The organism is Streptomyces griseicoloratus (genome assembly GCF_014534645.1).
Taxonomy (GTDB): Bacteria; Actinomycetota; Actinomycetes; order Streptomycetales; family Streptomycetaceae; genus Streptomyces; species Streptomyces griseicoloratus.
This window is the reverse complement of the sequence record NZ_JACVQF010000235.1, coordinates 23,126-38,369: the sequence shown is the minus strand read 5'-3', so window position 1 is coordinate 38,369 and position 15,244 is coordinate 23,126. Positions and strand designations below refer to the sequence as shown.

Below are 15,244 nucleotides of genomic sequence, written 5' to 3'. Positions count from 1 at the left end.
ACCGAAGCGCGATGCCGACCGCCCCGCAACCGGAACGCGACCCGTGCGGACAAGCACACCGGAACCCCGGAAAACAGGGCGACTTGCCCGGCGCGAGCGGCACACCGCGCGCCCCGCGGCCGGCGGTCCGACGGCGCCGTCACCGCACCCGCGACCACCGCACCCGCGACGGTGCGCCGGCGGAAGCGGCGCCGACGGCTTCGACCAGATCGTCGGCCGGCTTCACCGCCTGATCGCCGTCCAGCTGGTGCACGGTCAGCCTCAGCTGCCCGGCTGCGGCGGCACCGCGCAGGGCGAAGCTGTCGCCGGTGCGGGCGAGCCGGCCACGCCGCGGGAGCCGTTCCGACACCGCCCGCGCACGTACCGTCTTCACCGATTGGCTGCGGGCGGCGTTGCCCGCCGCGGAGGCGGCCGGGGCGGCGCCGAGGGGATGACCCACGGCACCGTGGTCATCGGTCCAGGGCCGGCAGGCCGGCCAGTCCGGTGTCGAGCATGATGCGGTCGACGGTCGCCGTGAGGGTGCTGTCGGCACCGATGACCGTCTCGACGCCGCCGGGCAGCAGGTCCAGCGGCCGGTACCAGTCCCGCAGCTGTGTCTCGCCGACGGCGTCGGCGATCGGCTTGGTCGCGTGCCGGGCGAGGGTCTGCGCGAACGGCACGTCCAGGTAGTAGCCGTGGGTGGGGCCACGGTGGTCGGCGCGCAGCCGGGCGAGCATGTCGCCGTAGCGGTCGGCGTACAGGATGCCCTCCACCACGACGTGGTAGCCGGCGTCCAGGGCGTAGCGGGCGGTCAGGTCGATGAGACCGATGTTCGCCGCACCCGGCCGGTCCCGCTCACGCAGCACGATGCGCCGGAGGTTGTCCTGGGCGACCAGGGCCAGGCCGCGGCCGAACCGGTCGCGGATGCCGGCCGCGACGGACGACTTGCCCGAGGCGCTGTTGCCGCGCAGCACGACGAGCCGGGTCTGTTCGGAGCCCACCATCACCCGCGGCACCTTACCGGCGCCCACCGCCGCCTGCGGCATGCCCGCCGGGCCGCGTACGGGGCGCGCGGCAGCATGAGGGCGGGGACCGTGGTGACGGCGGGCGTGTGCGGCAGCATGGGGCGGGCACGTGGTGACGGCGGGCGTGCGCGGCGGCATGGGGCGGGTGAGCGTGCCGGTCGCGGGCGCGGGGGCCGTGGCGGCGGTCAGGGGCTGTCGCCGGACCAGTCGAATCGGCGCGGGTCGCCGGGGCGCGGCTCGTACACGGCGCGTCCGCCCGCGCCGAACCGCCCGAGCTCCGTCCGGAGGGCGACTCCGGCGTCCGTCTCGTCCCGTGTCCAGCCGGTGATGTCGAGCAGGAGGCCGTCCAGCGGGCCGCCCACCAGTTCGGCATAGACGTGTCCCGGCCGGGGCCCGGGGTGGGGGTCGTCGTGGTCCGCGCCGTAGACCCGGCCGCGCAGCAGCTCCTCGTCCCTGTCCATGCCCGCCAGCCTCCCAGCCGCCACTGACAACGCGGGTCCGGTGACGGCCGACCGCCGCTACCGGCGGTGGGAGTTCCGCGCTCCGTGCAGGATGCGCAGGAGCCCGATCTCCGCGACGTTCTTGGTCAGTTCCACATTGACCCAGCCCGCCACGTCCGCCAGCGACATGCCCTGACCCCAGGGCAGGGTGGCGGTCCTGTCCGTGGAGTCGAGGTCGGTGTCGTCGAGGTCGTGGAGCCTCCGCCGCCACTGCTGATGCAGCCCGCGCAGCCATTCCACGGCGCCTTCGGCGGTGCCCGGCCAGACGATCTCCTCGCGCTCCGGCGGCTCCTCGCTCCCGAAGCAGTGGCCGAGCGTGGTGGTCCACCAGTAACCGACGTGCCAGGTGATCCATCCGATGGTGAGCGCCGGCACGGGGTCGGGCTCGGGCACCTGGAAGTCGGCGACCCATCGCCCCTGCGCGTCCGGCCGCACCGTCCAGTGGTACGGGTCCGGCGCCCAGAGGCACACGGCGTCGTCCAGGCCGTCGGCGTGGTACTCGAACAAGGCCCAGGTGGTGTCGAGCTGACGGATCAGAAGGTCGGTACGGGGTGTGGTCATCCTGTGTCCAGACGATCGTCGGAGTGTCCTGCGGCACGGAGCGCCGGGTCCGGCCGGTCCTCGTGTTCGGCGTTTGCCCCCACAGAACATCACACATATCGTTGAGTAGTCATCGATTTTTCACCGATCGAAGGAATCCCATGGACGACCTCGGCCTCGCTCTCGCGCTGGCCCGCGCCGCGAGCGGTATGCGCCGCCGGCTGGAGGTCCACGGTCTGTCGTTCCGCGAGTTCGCCGTGCTCCACCATCTCGCCGAGGCGCCGGGCCGGCAGCTGCGGCGCATCGATCTCGTGGACCTGCTCGGCCTGACCCCTTCGGGTGTGGCCCGCCTGCTGGCGCCGCTGGAGAAACAGCGGTACGTCACCCGTAGCCCGGATCCGCGCGACGCGCGGCGTGCGCTGGTCACCCTGACCGAGGCCGGGCAGGCTCGCGCCGAGGAGGCCCGGGCCGTCGCCGCCGACAAAGCCACCGAACTCCTCTCCCGGGCGCTCGGCGCCTCCGACCGGGAAGCACTCGCCGGCCTGCTCGACCGACTCACCAGGGTGGTGTGACGCCATGACCGTCGACACGAACCGGCAGTGGGTCCTGGCCCGCAGGCCCCGGGGCGAGCTGACGCGGGACTGCTTCGAACTGCGGACCTCCCCGCGGCCCGCTCCCGGCGCGAAGGAGGTGCTGGTGCGAGTGCACTGGCTCGGCATCGACCCGACCCAACGCGGGTGGCTCAACGCCGGCCCCAACTACCGTTCCCCGATAGCCCTGGGTGAGGTGATCCGCGGCGCCGGTGTCGGCGAGGTCGTCGAGTCGGACGATCCGTCGCTCCCGGCCGGCACCTGGGTCTACGGGGAGCTCGGGTGGCAGGACTACGCCGTCGGCACCGGCGGCGGCCTCTTCGGCGTCAACCCGGTCCCTCCCGGCATCGAGCCGCGCATGATGCTCGGTCTCTTCGGTACGACCGGGCTGACCGCGTATTTCGGGATGGTCGACGTGGGCCGGCCCGAGGCCGGTGACACCGTCGTCGTGTCCGCGGCCGCCGGTGCCACCGGCTCGGTCGCCGCACAGATCGCCCGGGCTCTGGGCAGCCGCGTGATCGGCATCGCCGGCGGCGAACGCAAGTGCCGGTGGGCGGTGGAGGTGGCCGGCATGGACGCCTGTATCGACCACACCTCCGCGGACGTCGCCGCCGAACTGGCCCGACTCGCCCCCGACGGCATCGACGTCTACTTCGACAACGTCGGCGGCGTCCTCCTGGAGGCCGCTCTCGCCAACCTCGCCCTGCGCGCCCGGATCGTCGTCTGCGGCGGGATCTCCTCGGGCTACGACGGCGACGACCCCGCCCGCGGCCCGCGCAACCATCTCCAGATCGGGCTGCGCCGAGCGCGCATGGAAGGCTTCGTCTTCCTGGACCACGTCGACCGGTTCCCCGAAGCCCTCGGCCGGCTCGCCGCTTGGTCGGCGAGCGGCGACATCGTCCTGGAGGAGAGCGTCGCCGAAGGGCTAGAACAGGCGCCTTCGGCGCTCGCCGGCTTGTTCCACGGGCGGAATCTGGGCAAACAGCTCGTCCGGGTCCAGGCCGCCCCGACGGCCCCGTAGGGCTCCGCCCCCGGGGAGCGGCTGCCGGGACGGGCACCACGCGATCTACGGGGCGACCTCCTCCAGGAGCTGTGGGGCGTTGTTGCGGACGTTGTTGACGGCCGGGGAGACGGGCCGGGCGTCGAGACGGCCGTCGGCGGGCCGGCCGAGCAGCGCGCGCAGGTCGTCCGGGTCCCGGTGGTGAGGGTCGAGCCAGGCGTCGTAGTGGTCCGGGGTGAGGGCGAGTGGCATGCGGGGGTGGACGCGACCGGCCGCGTCGGTGGCCTCGGTGGTGAGGATGGTGCACGTCATCAGCCAGGCGGCGGGGTCGTCGTCCCGTTCGACCTCGGGGTCGCGCCAGTACTCGTACAGGCCGGCGAGCGCCATCACCTGGTCGTCCTCGGGGTGGATGAAGTAGGGCTGCTTGCGGGTCTTGCCCTTGTCTCCGGTCTTGATCCGCTGCCACTCGTAGAAGCCGTCGGCGGGCAGCAGGCAGCGGCGCCGGGTGAACGCGCGGCGGAAGGCCGGCTTCTCGTGGACGGTCTCGACCCTCGCGTTGATCAGCCGGGCGCCGATCTTCACGTCCCTGGCCCACGACGGCACCAGGCCCCAGCGCAACGGCCGCAACTCCCGTTCCACCGAGGCGGCCTCGTCGCTGCCGCGCGGGGCGCGTTCGAGGACGGCCCACACGTCGTCGGTCGGCGCGACATTCCAGTTGGGCGCGAGTGCCTCCTCGGCACGCCAGTCGGTGACGTGGAAGAGCTGGACCATGTCCTCGGGGCTCCGCGCGGAGACATATCGACCGCACATCTCAAACCACCTCTCCGACCTGCGCAAACGCCAGATCCTGTGTCCGAGCCACCGTGGTGGGGCGGCGACCGCGGGTCCACCGGATCGCGGCGGGAGCGTGCCGGTCAGTCCTCCTGCGCCCGGTTCGGACCCCGCTGCGGAACGACGGCCACCGGGCACTCCGCGTGGTGCAGCAGCACGTGGGCGACCCTGCCGAGTTGCCTGCCGAAGTGAGCGTGCCGCCTCAGCGACCCCACGACGACCAGGTCGGCGTCGGCCGAGGCTTCCAGGAGGACCTTGTGTGCGGGGCCTTCGACAACGTGGCGGTGCGCATCGACCTGTGGGTGATCCCGTACGGCGTCGCGCAGTGCGTCGGTGAGGAGGGCGGAGGCCCGTTCCTCGTGGGCACCGGCGGTGTGGTCCGCGACCAGGGGGTGGTCCGTCTCCTTGTGGGCGGCGTGGCACCAGGCTCGTACGGCGTGCAGGGCGCAGCCGCGCGCCTCGGCCTCGTCGAAGGCGTACCGCACAGCGGCCGAGCCCTGCGTGGGGTCGCCGACGCCGACCACCACCCGGCCGAAGGAGCCCTGCCGGTTCCGCTCGCCGCCGCGGACCACGATGACCGGGCACACGGCCCGAGCGGCCACCGTGAGGCTGACCGACCCCAGCAGCAACCCGGCGATCTCGCCACGGCCGCGGGAGCCCGTGACCAGGGCGAAGGACGCATGCGCCGCCCGCAGCAGCGCCGACACGGCATCCTCCGGCAGTACGTCGCTCGAGACCTTCACCTCCGGGTTGCACCGCCGGGCACGTTCCGCGCAGGACGCGGCGATGCGCTGGATGATGGCTTCGTCGGCCGAAGTGTCGGTATCCAGGGAGGGACGGCTTCCCTCGTAGCGCTCCCACAAGGAAGCGTGGACGAGCCGGAGGGGCAGCCCACGGCGCGCCGCCTCGTCCACCGCCCAGTCCACGGCATGCAGGCTGGGTTCCGATCCGTCGACACCCACGACCAGCGGTAGTTCCATGGCCGGTACCGCCTTCCTGCCCGGCCATTGCTCCAACCCCCTGTCACCACCGTCGCACCACCCTGCCCCCTTCGCGATACGTGGACCGACTCCGGCCGGCGGGGCCGTGCGGGCGCGGATGCGGCTTGACCCTCACGTTGCGTGAGGCTGGAGGGTGGCACGCATGAGCGACTACTTCAACGCGTTCGAGATGAGTCCCGTGCCCGCCCCCGGCCCGGACGCGGTTCCGCCGGAGCCGTTCCGTGGCATCTACGGAATGCCCGCGTTCGTGACGATCCCCACGAGCGATCTGGCGGCGTCGGTGGACTTCTGGACCCGTGGGCTCGGGTTCTTCGAGCTGTTCGGCATCCCCGGCAGGCTCGTGCACCTGCGCCGGTGGGCGTTCCAGGACGTACTCCTCGTCTCGGAGGAGAGCGTTCCGGAGCAGCCGCTGACGATGGGCTTCAGTTTCGCGTGCGTGCTCAGCCAGGTCGACTCCCTTGCCGAGACCTGTCGCGCATTGCGCCCCGACTCGGTCGACGGTCCACGGGACACCCCCTGGAACACCCGCGACCTGACGGTGATCACCCCCGAGAACGCGCGGATCGTTCTCACCGCGGCGAAGCCCTTCGATCCGGCCAGTCAGGAGGCACGGAACCTTGAAGCCATCGGCATCACCCCACCGGGCGTCGGCCGCGGCGACAATGAGGAGCATGCCTGATACCACTGACGCCGATGGCCTGACCGTCGGTCAGGTCTCGACGCGTCTGGGCGTGACGGTCCGCGCGCTGCACCACTGGGACGAGATCGGCCTGGCGCGGCCGTCGCTGCGCACGGCTGCCGGTTACCGGCTCTACACCGCCGGTGATCTGGAACGCCTGCACCGCATCGTCGTCTACCGTGAACTCGGTCTCGGCCTGGACAGGATTCAGGCCGTCCTGGACGACCCGGCCGCGGACGTGCCCGGGGCACTGCGCGCGCAGCGCGCCCAGGTCGCCGAGCGGATCGAACGCCTCCAGCAGCTCGGTGCCGGACTGGACCGGATGATCGACGCGCACGAGCGCGGCCTGCTGCTGACCGCCGAGCAGCAGGCCGAGGTCTTCGGCGCCCGGTGGAATCCGGACTGGCCCGCCCAGGCCCGCCGGCGCTACGGAGACACGGCGCAATGGCTGCAGTACGCCGAACGCTCGGCCTCTCGCAGTCCGGAGGAATGGCAGGCCGTCGCCGACGCCATGGCCGGCCTCGAACGCGCCCTCGGGGACGCGATGGACGCCGGTGTCGCACCCGGCAGCCCGGAAGCGAACCGACTGGTCGAGCGGCACCGCGAAGTGTTTGCTTCGTACTTTCCCCTCACCAGGCAGATGCAGGTCTGTCTCGGCCGCAAGTTCGAGGCCGATCCGGGATTCGCCGCCCACTACGACGGCATCCGCCCCGGCCTTGCCACGTGGTTCCGTCGCATCATCGACGCCGGCGCCCGCGCCCACGGCATCGACCCCGACACCGCGACCTGGCAGTAGAGCGCGAGGCCGCGGTGAGCCCGCTCCCGGAGGATGGCTCGTTTGGGCAGCTCCCGACGGATCACCCGGCCCGGAGTGCGCAACCATGTCGAGACACCCACCCTGCGGATCGCCTACGAAGCCGACGGCCCGGAAGACGGACAGGCGGTGGTGGCGGTGCACGGCTGGCCGGACGACATCCACTGCTGGGACGGGGTGCTGCCGCATCTGCACCGGGCGGGGCACCGTGTGTACCGGCCGTATCTGCGCGGCTTCGGGGACACCCGGTTCCAGGAGGCCGACCGGCCGCGCAGTGGGCAGATCGGCGCGCTCGGCCAGGACCTGAGCGACTTCATCGAGGCACTGGACCTGCACGACGTGGTGCTCGCCGGGCACGACTGGGGGGCTCGCGCCGGGTACGTCGTCGGCGCTCTGTTCCCGGAGCGGATCCGCGCGCTGATCGCCGTCTCGGCGGGACACTCGACCAACCGACCCGACAGCAGCGTGCCCTACCCGCTGGCCCACGCCTACTGGTACGAGTGGTACGTCGCGACCGCCCGCGGCCGCCGTGCGCTGGAGCGCGACCGGCGCGGATTCGCCCGTTACCTGTGGAAGTCCTGGTCGCCCGGGTGGGACTTCCCCGAGCCGGACTTCGATGAGGCGGCCACGGCATGGGACAACCCCGACTGGGCCGAGATCAGCGTCCACGCCTATCTGCACCGGTGGGGCGAGGCATCCGGCGATCCCGCCTACCAGGACATCGAGGACCGGCTCGCCGGCCCGTCCCCCGTGCGCGTCCCGTGCCTGGTGCTGCACGGTGAGCGCGACGGCGACAACCTCCCCGAGACCACCGAGGGCAAGGACGACCTGTTCACCCGGCACTACGAGCGGGTCCTGATGCCCGGTGTCGGGCACTTCCCGCCCCGGGAGGCGCCGCAGGCCACGGCGCAGGCGATCCTGCGTCTGGTGTCGGCCGTCCGCAGCCCGGGGCCGGCCCGGCGCGCAACCGAGGACGCCGGTCCCGGAAGCGGCTGCGGGCCTGCATGAGTCCGGGCGGTCCGCGGCCGAGCCCTCAAGGGGCGGCCGGCAGAACGGGATCCGGTCCCCATGCGTGGTCCAGCCGGCGGTCGAGCGCGGCCCCGACGTCGGGGCAGTTCCTGCGGACGGTGTCGAGGAAGGCGTCCAGCGCCGGGGAGCGGTCCTGGGCGTTGAAGGACAGGATCAGGTCGGGCAGTGCCGTGCGCGGGGTCACTTCGCAGAACCGGATGCCCGGGCGCGGGGCCGACAGCATGCGGGAGGGCCCGAGGCCCACGCCGACGCCGCAGGCGGCCAGGCCGATGATCGTGTGCACGTCCCTGGCGACGGTCGCACCGTCCAGCGCGGCGGCGTCCTCGCCCAGCAGGGTGCGCAGCTTGGCGGTGACCGCGGGCTCGTCCTCCCCTGCGGCCACGATCAGCGGCTGCCGCCGCAGCTGGTCCAGTGTCACCGACACCTGGCCGGCGTAGGGGTGCGTGCTGCTGACGACGGCGATCAGACGGTCGTGGCCGATCGGGACGGACACCAGGTGCTCTGCCCCCGCACCCCGTGGCGGCCCGAGGGTGACGGCCACGTCCAGTTCTCCGGCGACGAGTGCGGTGGCGCTGCGGCCGGAGGCCATCTCGTGCAGTTCCAGCCGCACGTCGGGCCGCCCTCGGCCGAACCTGCCCAGGACGTCCGGCAGCGGGTCGAGCAACGCGGAGGCCACGAACCCCAGGCGCAGCCGGCCCGTCTCGCCGCGCGCCGCCCGGCCGGCGTCCACCGTGGCCGCCGTCATCTCCTCCAGCGCCCGCCGTGCCCGGGCGAGGAACGCCTCGCCCGCGGCGGTCGGGAACACGCCCTGGCGCGTGCGGTCGAACAGCCGGGTGCCGATCTCGCGCTCCAGGTCGGCGATCTGCTTGGACAGCGGCGGCTGCGCGATGCCCAGCGCGCGGGCGGCCCGGCCGAAGTGCCCGTGCTCGGCGAGGGCGAGCGCGTACCGCAGATGCCGCGCCTCCATGACCAGCCCTTCATACAGGGAAAGTATCGCCGCCCAGCATGTCATATCTTCTCCTGGATGGCTCCGTCGTCGCCGACTGGGATGGGAGCCATGACAGCCTCTGCGAACACCGATGTGAACGGCACCGTCAACGGCGCCGACGCCGGCAACACCGTCTTCGTCCTCGTCCACGGCGCCTGGCACGGCTCGTGGCAGTGGGCGGCGACGCAGCGCGCACTCGCCGGTCTCGGCGCCGCCAGCGTGGCCGTCGACCTGCCCGGGCACGGCTTCGGCGCGCCCCTGCCCAGTGGGTACCTGCTGCCCGGCCGGCCCGGCTTGCTGACCGAGAGGTCACAGCTCGCCGATGTGACGATGGACGACTGCGCCGATGCCGTCCTGGACACGTTGCGCCGGGTCCGACGCTACGGCCGCGTGGTGCTCGTCGCCCACAGCGCGGGCGGCGGTCCCGCGTCGCTGGCCGCCGAGCGCGCGCCCGAGCTGGTCGACCGCATGGTCTACCTCTCCGCGTTCGTCCCGGCCGGCCGCCCCCGGTTCTTCGACTACCTCGGCGCTCCCGAGAACGCCACCGCACGCGGGCAGAGCCTGAACCTCGGTGACCCGCAGGCGCTGGGCGCCGTACGGATCGACCCGCTCTCGGCGGACCCCGCCTACGTCGAGGAGCTGCGGCAGGCCCACTACCACGACACACCCGCCGACCGCTTCGACCGCTGGCGCTCCGCGCTCAGCCCGGACCTGCCGCTGTCCGTCCCGGCGACCCCGGTCACCCTGACCGCGGCGCGGTGGGGCCGTATCCCGCGCACCTTCCTGCGCTGCGCGCAGGACCGGGCACTGCCGACGGCCGCACAGGATCTGATGATCGCGGAGGCCGACCGGGCCATGCCCGGCGAGCCGTTCACCGTCCACACCCTGCCGGGCAGCCACAGCCCGTTCGCCGCCCGGCCGCAGGAACTCGCCGAGGCCCTGGTCCGGTGAACGGCAGCCGGTTCCTGCTGCCGGTGGTGCTGAGTGCGACCTTCGTGCAGCTGCTCAACGTCACGATCGCGCAGATCGCCGCTCCGGCCATCCAGTCCGGCCTGGGCGCGGGCCCCGGCGCGGTGCAGCTCGTCCTGGCCGGGTACACCCTGGCCTACGGGTGCGTGCTCGTCGCCGCCGCACGGCTGGGCGACCGCTACGGCTACGGGCGGCTGTTCGCCCTGGGCACCGCCGTGTTCACGGCCGGCTCGGTGGCCTGCGCCGCCGCGCCCGGCGCCAGCTGGCTGATCGCGGCCCGGCTGGTGCAGGGCGCGGGCAGCGGCCTGGTCGCCCCGCAGGTGCTCTCGCTCATCCGCACCGGTGTTCCCCCAAAGCGCCGCCCACGCGCCCTCGCCCTGTACGGCGCCACCATGGGCGTGGCCTCACTGGCCGGGCCGCTCCTCGGCGGACTGCTCGTCGGCGCCGGCCTCTTCGGCCTCGGCTGGCGGGCGGTCTTCCTGGTCACGGTGCCGGTGGCACTCGTCTCGCCGGCGGGGGCGGGCCTGCTGCCCCGGACGCGCGGTACGGACGGGCAACGCGTGGACTGGGCCGGCGCGGTGCTGGCCGCCACCGGCTTCGGCGCCCTGGTCCTGCCGTGCGCGCTGGGCCGGCAGGCCGGCTGGCCCTGGTGGACATGGACCTCCTTCGCCGGGGCCGCGGCGGCCCTCGCCTGCTTCGCCCGCACCCTCCGGCACCGGCCGGACCCCCCTGATCCACCCGTCGGTCCTGCGGGACCGGGCCGCGCGGCGGGGCGTCCTGCTGGTGTTCGTCTTCAACGCCGGTGTGCCGTCGTTCACGTATCTGCTGTTCCTGCACCTGCAGTCCGCCCTCGGGTATCCGGCGCTGTCCGCCGCGCTGATGTCGGCGCCGTTCGCCGCGGCGGCCGTCCTGGGCAGCCGTGCCGCCCCGGCTCTCTCCCGCCGCCTGGGCCCGGCCGCGCTGACGGCCGCGGCGCTCGTCCTGGCGGGTACGGCCCCGGCCCTCGCGCCGCTCATCGGCACCGGCCCCGGACGCCGGGCGGCCCTGGTGGTACTGGCGGCCGGGGGCGCGGCGTTCGGCCTGTTCACAGCCGCGGTGTTCGCCCTGGTTCTGGCGGGTGTGCGGGGCGCCGCGGCGAGCTCGGTGTCCGGGCTGCTGCCCACGGCCCAGCAACTCGGCGGCTCGATCGGGGTGACGGTGGCCGGGCTGGCCTACTTCTCTCCGGCCGGCGGTGCGAACGCGGCGTTCGGCCACGCCATGGCCTACGAGGCCGCGGTCTTCGTGCTCACCGCGTTGATCACCCTGCGGCTGCGGCGGAGAGTGCGGCCGAGGGCGCCACGCGGCCCGGCGGAATGGCGGGCGGGAGTGCCTCAGGTGACCGCTTCCACGGCCGGGCGTGCCCTCATTCCCGGTGGCCGGCCGACGCGAGGGCGCCGTCGATGAGGTCGCGCAGCTGGGAGCGGGCGGTGACGCCCAGCTTGGGGAAGCTGCGGTAGAGGTGCGAGCCGACCGTGCGCGGGGAGAGGAAGAGCCTCTCGCCGATCTCGCGGTTGGTCAGTCCGCGGGCGGCGAGCCTGATGATCTGCTGCTGTTGCGGGGAGAGCGCCGCGAGCGCGTCGGGGGGCGTGTCCGTGACGTCGAGGCCGGCGGCGCGCGATTCGGCCCGCGCGCGCTCGATCCACGGGCGGGCGCCCAGGCGGCGGAAGGTCTCCAGAGCGTCGGTGAGCGGCGCCCGCGCCTCCGCGATGCGCCGACGGCGCCGCAGCCACTCGGCGAGGTCGAGCAGGGTCTGGGCGCGTTCGAAGGGCCAGTGCTCGAGCACCGGGTCGGCCAGGGCGGACCGGAAGTACGGCTCGGCGTCCTCGGGGTGTGCCAGCAGGCCGCGGGCCCGGCTGACCAGCGCGCGCAGGCGGGGTGAGGCCGTGTCCCCGAGGGCGCGTGCGCAATGCTCGACGGTCCCGGCCGCGTCCTCGCGGCGGCCGCACCGCACGGCGGCGGCGGCCAGATCCGCGAGGAGCGGGAAGGAGGCGTGGTAATGCACGGGCGCGCCATCTGCCGTGAAGGCCAAGCGGAGTTGGTCGTAGGCGGTCTCGTAGGCGCCTTCCGCGGCCGCCGCGGCGCCGAGCGCGCGTCGCGCATAGACCGCGACCGAGCGGCTTTCCAGCGGATCGATCAGGGCGAGCGCCTCATCGGCCCGGGCGCGAGCTGCCGGCGCGTCCCCCTGGTAGGCCAGCACGGTGGCCTCCACGGTGGCCGCACAGGCCGCGGCGTGGCCGAGGCCGGCCGCCCGGCCGACCGCGGTGATGCGGGCACAGGCCTCCCGGGCCTGGTCCCACCGTCCTCGCTCCGCATAGGCCCAGGCGACCGCGCCGCCCAGGCCCTCCGGCAGCGCTCCCTGCAACTCCCAGCGGTCGAAGGCCCTGTCGAAGGCGCGGACGGCCTGCGGGGTCTCGTCCAGCAACCACGCCATGATTCCGACGGTGGTCAGCCGTTCCGGCCGGGCTTCCGCCTCGGCGGCCAGCCGCGGGAGCAGGGAGACGAATTCGTCCCTGTCGCCGAAGGGGTCCGACACGGCCCTCACCCAAGTACGCAGGCCCGCGGATGACGCGTCCTCGGGAAGGCGCCCCAGGATGTCCTGGATGCGGCGGCGCTGGGCGTCCTCCCCTGAGTAGAAGCGGGCCACGGCGGCGTCGCCCAAGAGTTCCAGCGCGGCGGCGGGCTCGGAGTCCGCCCATGCCTCGGCGGCGTCGGTCAGCCAGGAGAAGACCGTGGTGTGGCGCAGGGTCAGGACCGCCAGCCGACCCGCCTGCACGGCGGCGGAAGCCAGCAGCGACGGGTCGTCCGTGCGCGCGCGGGCCGCAGCGGTCAGTTCCTCGACCCAGGCGAGGTCACCGGTGAACACGGCCGCTGAAGCCGCTCGGACCAGCAGCCGGGCACTGTCCTCCCGCCGCGGCGCGAGTTCCGCCGCACGCTGGAGGGCCTTGGCCGCCGCCGCGTGGCCGCCGCGGCGGCGGGCCCGGTCGGCGGTCCGTTCGAGCTCCGCCGACACAGCCGCGTCCGGGCCCGGGCAGGCGGCGGCAAGATGCCAGGCACGCCGGTCCGGTTCGTCCCGCAGCAGCTCGGCGAGCGTGAGGTGGGCCTCGCGCCGGGCGCCCGCGGACGCGGCGTGATACACGGCGGACCGGACCAGCGGGTGGCGGAACCGGACGTCCCGGCCGGTTCGCCGGACCAGCCCGGCCCGCTCGGCCGGCAGCCAGGCGTCGCCCTCGGCGTCCGGCAGCCCGGCCGTGACGGCGACCGGGGAGTCGACACTGTCCATGGCGGCCAGGAGCAGCAGGGCCCGCGTCGTGCCGGCGGGAAGACCGTCGAGGCGAGCGGCGAAGATCCGCTCCAGGTGATCGGTGAGGGGGAGCGGCCCCGCGGACGGCAGCCCGGTCGCCGCGTCCCGGGCGGTGGCCGCCCTCGCGAGTTCCACCAGCGCCAGGGGGTTGCCGCCCGCCTGGTCGAGGATGCGCGCCCTGGTACGGCCGGTGGGACTCTTCGGTTGCCGGTCCAGCAACCGGTTCGCCGCAGCGTCGTCGAGCGGTTCGAGGACGAGCGTGGGCATGTGCCGGTCGAATCGCGCGAGGTGGTCGCCGTCACGGGCCGCGATCAGCATCGTGACCCGTTCACCCTCCAGGCGCCTGGCGACGAAGAGCAGTGCGTCCAGGGAAGCACGGTCGAACCACTGCGCATCGTCGAGCACCATGAGGACGGGCTGTCGGTCGCCCAGGGCTGAGAGCAGGCTCAGCACGGCGACCCCGATCAACAGCTGATCCGGTGCGCTCGTACGCCGGTGCGTGGCCGGGCCCGTGCCGAAGGCGTCCCGTATCGCGGTGCGCTGCCCCTCCGGCAGTCCGTCCACCACCTCCGCCGGCAGCGGCCGCAGCAACTGGTGCAGGGCGGAGAACGTCAGGTTCGCCTCCGACTCGCTGCCTTCGGCACGCAGTACGCGAGCGCCGTTCGCCTCGGCCCGGCGCACCGCACGGTCCAGCAGGACGCTCTTCCCCATGCCCATGGCACCGACGAGCATCATCACCGGGTCGGCCGACGCCGGCTCCACCGCACGGAAAAGGCGTCCCAGCTCCGCGTCCCGTCCCACGAACGGCTCACCCGGGTCCGGCTCCGGTCCCGTGACCGCACCGAGGTCGCCTGTGTGCTCGCCCACGAGGCCTCCACGAACCGTGGCTCACGAACGGGAGCCGCCTTGCCTTGCCCGCCCAGGCTACAAGGGGCCGCGCCCGTACCCGGGCCGCGCGCACAGGTGCAGTCACGTTGCGGATACCCCGGCTGCCGAGGCCGCTCGTACGGTTCGGGAAATCCCCCGAATTGCAAGGACGTCTCATGGACCACATCACGCTCGGCAATGTCAGCGTCACCCGGGTGTGGGAGTACTTCGGCCCCGTCGACATGACGCCCGACACCTTCTTCCCGGAAAGCCCGAAAGAGGTGTGGGAAGACGGCGGCTCCTGGCTGAGCCCTCATTTCCTGGATTCCGACACCAACATCGTGCATTCCGCGATCCAGACCTGGCTGCTGCGCAGCGAGGGCAGGACGATCCTCGTCGACACCGGCGTGGGCAACCACAAGGAGCGCCCGTACGCGCCGGTCTGGAGCCACCTCAGGACGGACTTCCTGGCCAATCTCGCCCGGGCCGGAGTCGAGCCCGAGGACGTGGACATCGTGATCAACACGCATCTCCACATCGATCACGTCGGCTGGAACACCTACCTGGACGGCCGGCAATGGGTGCCCACTTTCCCTGCCGCCACCTATCTGATGCCGAAGGACGACTTCGACTTCTGGAATCCCGAGAACGGCCACAAGCCGCGGCTCGGCCGAGGCAACCAGAACGTCTTCGAGGACAGCGTGGCTCCGGTGCACCAGGCCGGCCGGACGCTGCTGTGGGAGAACAGCCACCGGATCGACGCCGGCCTGCGCCTGGACGCGGCTCCCGGGCACACCCCCGGCTCCTGCGTCCTGACCCTCACCTCCGGGACGGACCGGGCGGTGTTCGTCGGCGACATGCTGCACAGCCCCGTGCAGATCCTCGAACCGGACGCCAACAGCTGCTTCTGCGAGGACCCCGCGGGCGCCCGCGCCACCCGCCGCAAGGTACTCGGCTGGGCGGCGGACAACAACGCACTCGTGATCCCCGCGCACCTGGGCGGCCACGGCGCCGCCGAAGTGGTGCGCGAGGGAAGCAAGTTCGCCATCAAGGGCTGGGCGCCCTTCGCCCCGTACACCGAGCAGGCCTGAG

General features: G+C 73.4%; 16 protein-coding genes and 1 pseudogene. 9 read left to right on the top strand and 8 right to left on the bottom strand.

Translation table 11 applies throughout. The features are described from left to right. Nucleotides 1-139: 139 nt before the first annotated feature. The 4 genes from H0H10_RS35960 to H0H10_RS35945 all read right to left on the bottom strand — a co-directional run bounded on the left by H0H10_RS35960 (nt 140) and on the right by H0H10_RS35945 (nt 2,065). On the bottom strand, nt 140-439 hold the full coding sequence (locus H0H10_RS35960) for a hypothetical protein (protein WP_188185397.1): 300 nt from the start codon (nt 437-439) through the stop codon (nt 140-142). A gap of 10 nt (nt 440-449) precedes the next feature. Beyond that, the gene (locus H0H10_RS35955; protein WP_188185396.1) at nt 450-983 is read right to left on the bottom strand and encodes a P-loop NTPase family protein; all 534 of its coding nucleotides are present in this window, start codon (nt 981-983) and stop codon (nt 450-452) included. Nucleotides 984-1,189: 206 nt separating this feature from the next. Next, a complete protein-coding gene (locus tag H0H10_RS35950) occupies nt 1,190-1,465 on the bottom strand; it encodes a hypothetical protein (RefSeq protein ID WP_188185395.1) in 276 nt (91 codons plus the stop codon). A gap of 57 nt (nt 1,466-1,522) precedes the next feature. After that, nucleotides 1,523-2,065, bottom strand: coding sequence for a DinB family protein (locus tag H0H10_RS35945; protein ID WP_188185394.1), 543 nt, complete (start codon nt 2,063-2,065; stop codon nt 1,523-1,525). 140 nt (nt 2,066-2,205) lie between these two features. Between H0H10_RS35945 and H0H10_RS35940 the strand changes: the two genes are divergently transcribed. Together H0H10_RS35940 and H0H10_RS35935 are read left to right on the top strand one after the other, a co-directional pair. Further along, nucleotides 2,206-2,616: a MarR family winged helix-turn-helix transcriptional regulator gene (locus H0H10_RS35940; RefSeq protein ID WP_188185393.1), complete on the top strand. Its 411-nt coding sequence runs from the start codon at nt 2,206-2,208 to the stop codon at nt 2,614-2,616. Nucleotides 2,617-2,620: 4 nt separating this feature from the next. After that, nucleotides 2,621-3,655: an NADP-dependent oxidoreductase gene (locus H0H10_RS35935; protein ID WP_188185392.1), complete on the top strand. Its 1,035-nt coding sequence runs from the start codon at nt 2,621-2,623 to the stop codon at nt 3,653-3,655. A 45-nt stretch (nt 3,656-3,700) separates the two neighbouring features. Here H0H10_RS35935 and H0H10_RS35930 read toward each other — a convergent pair whose 3' ends face one another. Beyond that, the gene (locus H0H10_RS35930) at nt 3,701-4,444 is read right to left on the bottom strand and encodes an SOS response-associated peptidase (protein WP_188185391.1); all 744 of its coding nucleotides are present in this window, start codon (nt 4,442-4,444) and stop codon (nt 3,701-3,703) included. A 104-nt stretch (nt 4,445-4,548) separates the two neighbouring features. Further along, entirely contained in the window at nt 4,549-5,445 is an 897-nt protein-coding gene (locus H0H10_RS35925) for a universal stress protein (RefSeq protein ID WP_188185390.1), read from the bottom strand. A gap of 163 nt (nt 5,446-5,608) precedes the next feature. Between H0H10_RS35925 and H0H10_RS35920 the strand changes: the two genes are divergently transcribed. The 3 genes from H0H10_RS35920 to H0H10_RS35910 are packed head-to-tail and all read left to right on the top strand — an operon-like array spanning nt 5,609 to nt 7,967. Beyond that, nucleotides 5,609-6,145, top strand: coding sequence for a VOC family protein (locus H0H10_RS35920; protein WP_188185389.1), 537 nt, complete (start codon nt 5,609-5,611; stop codon nt 6,143-6,145). Then, nucleotides 6,138-6,941, top strand: a complete 804-nt coding sequence (locus tag H0H10_RS35915; protein ID WP_188185388.1) for a MerR family transcriptional regulator — start codon at nt 6,138-6,140, stop codon at nt 6,939-6,941. Before H0H10_RS35920 ends, H0H10_RS35915 begins: the two co-directional genes overlap by 8 nt. Before the next feature lie 42 nt (nt 6,942-6,983). Then, a complete protein-coding gene (locus H0H10_RS35910) occupies nt 6,984-7,967 on the top strand; it encodes an alpha/beta fold hydrolase (protein ID WP_223180956.1) in 984 nt (327 codons plus the stop codon). A 25-nt stretch (nt 7,968-7,992) separates the two neighbouring features. Here the strand turns inward: H0H10_RS35910 and H0H10_RS35905 are convergent, their stop codons facing one another. Next, complete coding sequence (locus tag H0H10_RS35905) at nt 7,993-8,955, bottom strand: LysR family transcriptional regulator (protein WP_188185386.1); 963 nt, start codon at nt 8,953-8,955, stop codon at nt 7,993-7,995. Nucleotides 8,956-9,045: 90 nt separating this feature from the next. Between H0H10_RS35905 and H0H10_RS35900 the strand changes: the two genes are divergently transcribed. From H0H10_RS35900 to H0H10_RS40350, 3 genes and pseudogenes are all read left to right on the top strand, one after another. Beyond that, nucleotides 9,046-9,927, top strand: a complete 882-nt coding sequence (locus H0H10_RS35900; protein ID WP_188185385.1) for an alpha/beta fold hydrolase — start codon at nt 9,046-9,048, stop codon at nt 9,925-9,927. After that, nucleotides 9,924-10,436, top strand: a pseudogene (locus H0H10_RS40355) (MFS transporter); the annotation flags it as partial. The gene H0H10_RS35900 and the pseudogene H0H10_RS40355, both read left to right, overlap by 4 nt. 238 nt (nt 10,437-10,674) lie before the next feature. Further along, the gene (locus H0H10_RS40350) at nt 10,675-11,388 is read left to right on the top strand and encodes an MFS transporter (protein WP_223180974.1); all 714 of its coding nucleotides are present in this window, start codon (nt 10,675-10,677) and stop codon (nt 11,386-11,388) included. Here the strand turns inward: H0H10_RS40350 and H0H10_RS35890 are convergent. Further along, nucleotides 11,348-14,152 carry a helix-turn-helix transcriptional regulator gene (locus H0H10_RS35890; protein WP_188185384.1) on the bottom strand — a complete coding sequence of 935 codons (2,805 nt, stop codon included), beginning with the start codon at nt 14,150-14,152 and terminating at the stop codon, nt 11,348-11,350. The two genes, H0H10_RS40350 and H0H10_RS35890, sit on opposite strands and share 41 nt — an antisense overlap. 176 nt (nt 14,153-14,328) lie before the next feature. Between H0H10_RS35890 and H0H10_RS35885 the strand changes: the two genes are divergently transcribed. Next, nucleotides 14,329-15,243, top strand: a complete 915-nt coding sequence (locus tag H0H10_RS35885; protein WP_188185383.1) for an MBL fold metallo-hydrolase — start codon at nt 14,329-14,331, stop codon at nt 15,241-15,243. Nucleotide 15,244 lies beyond the last annotated feature (1 nt).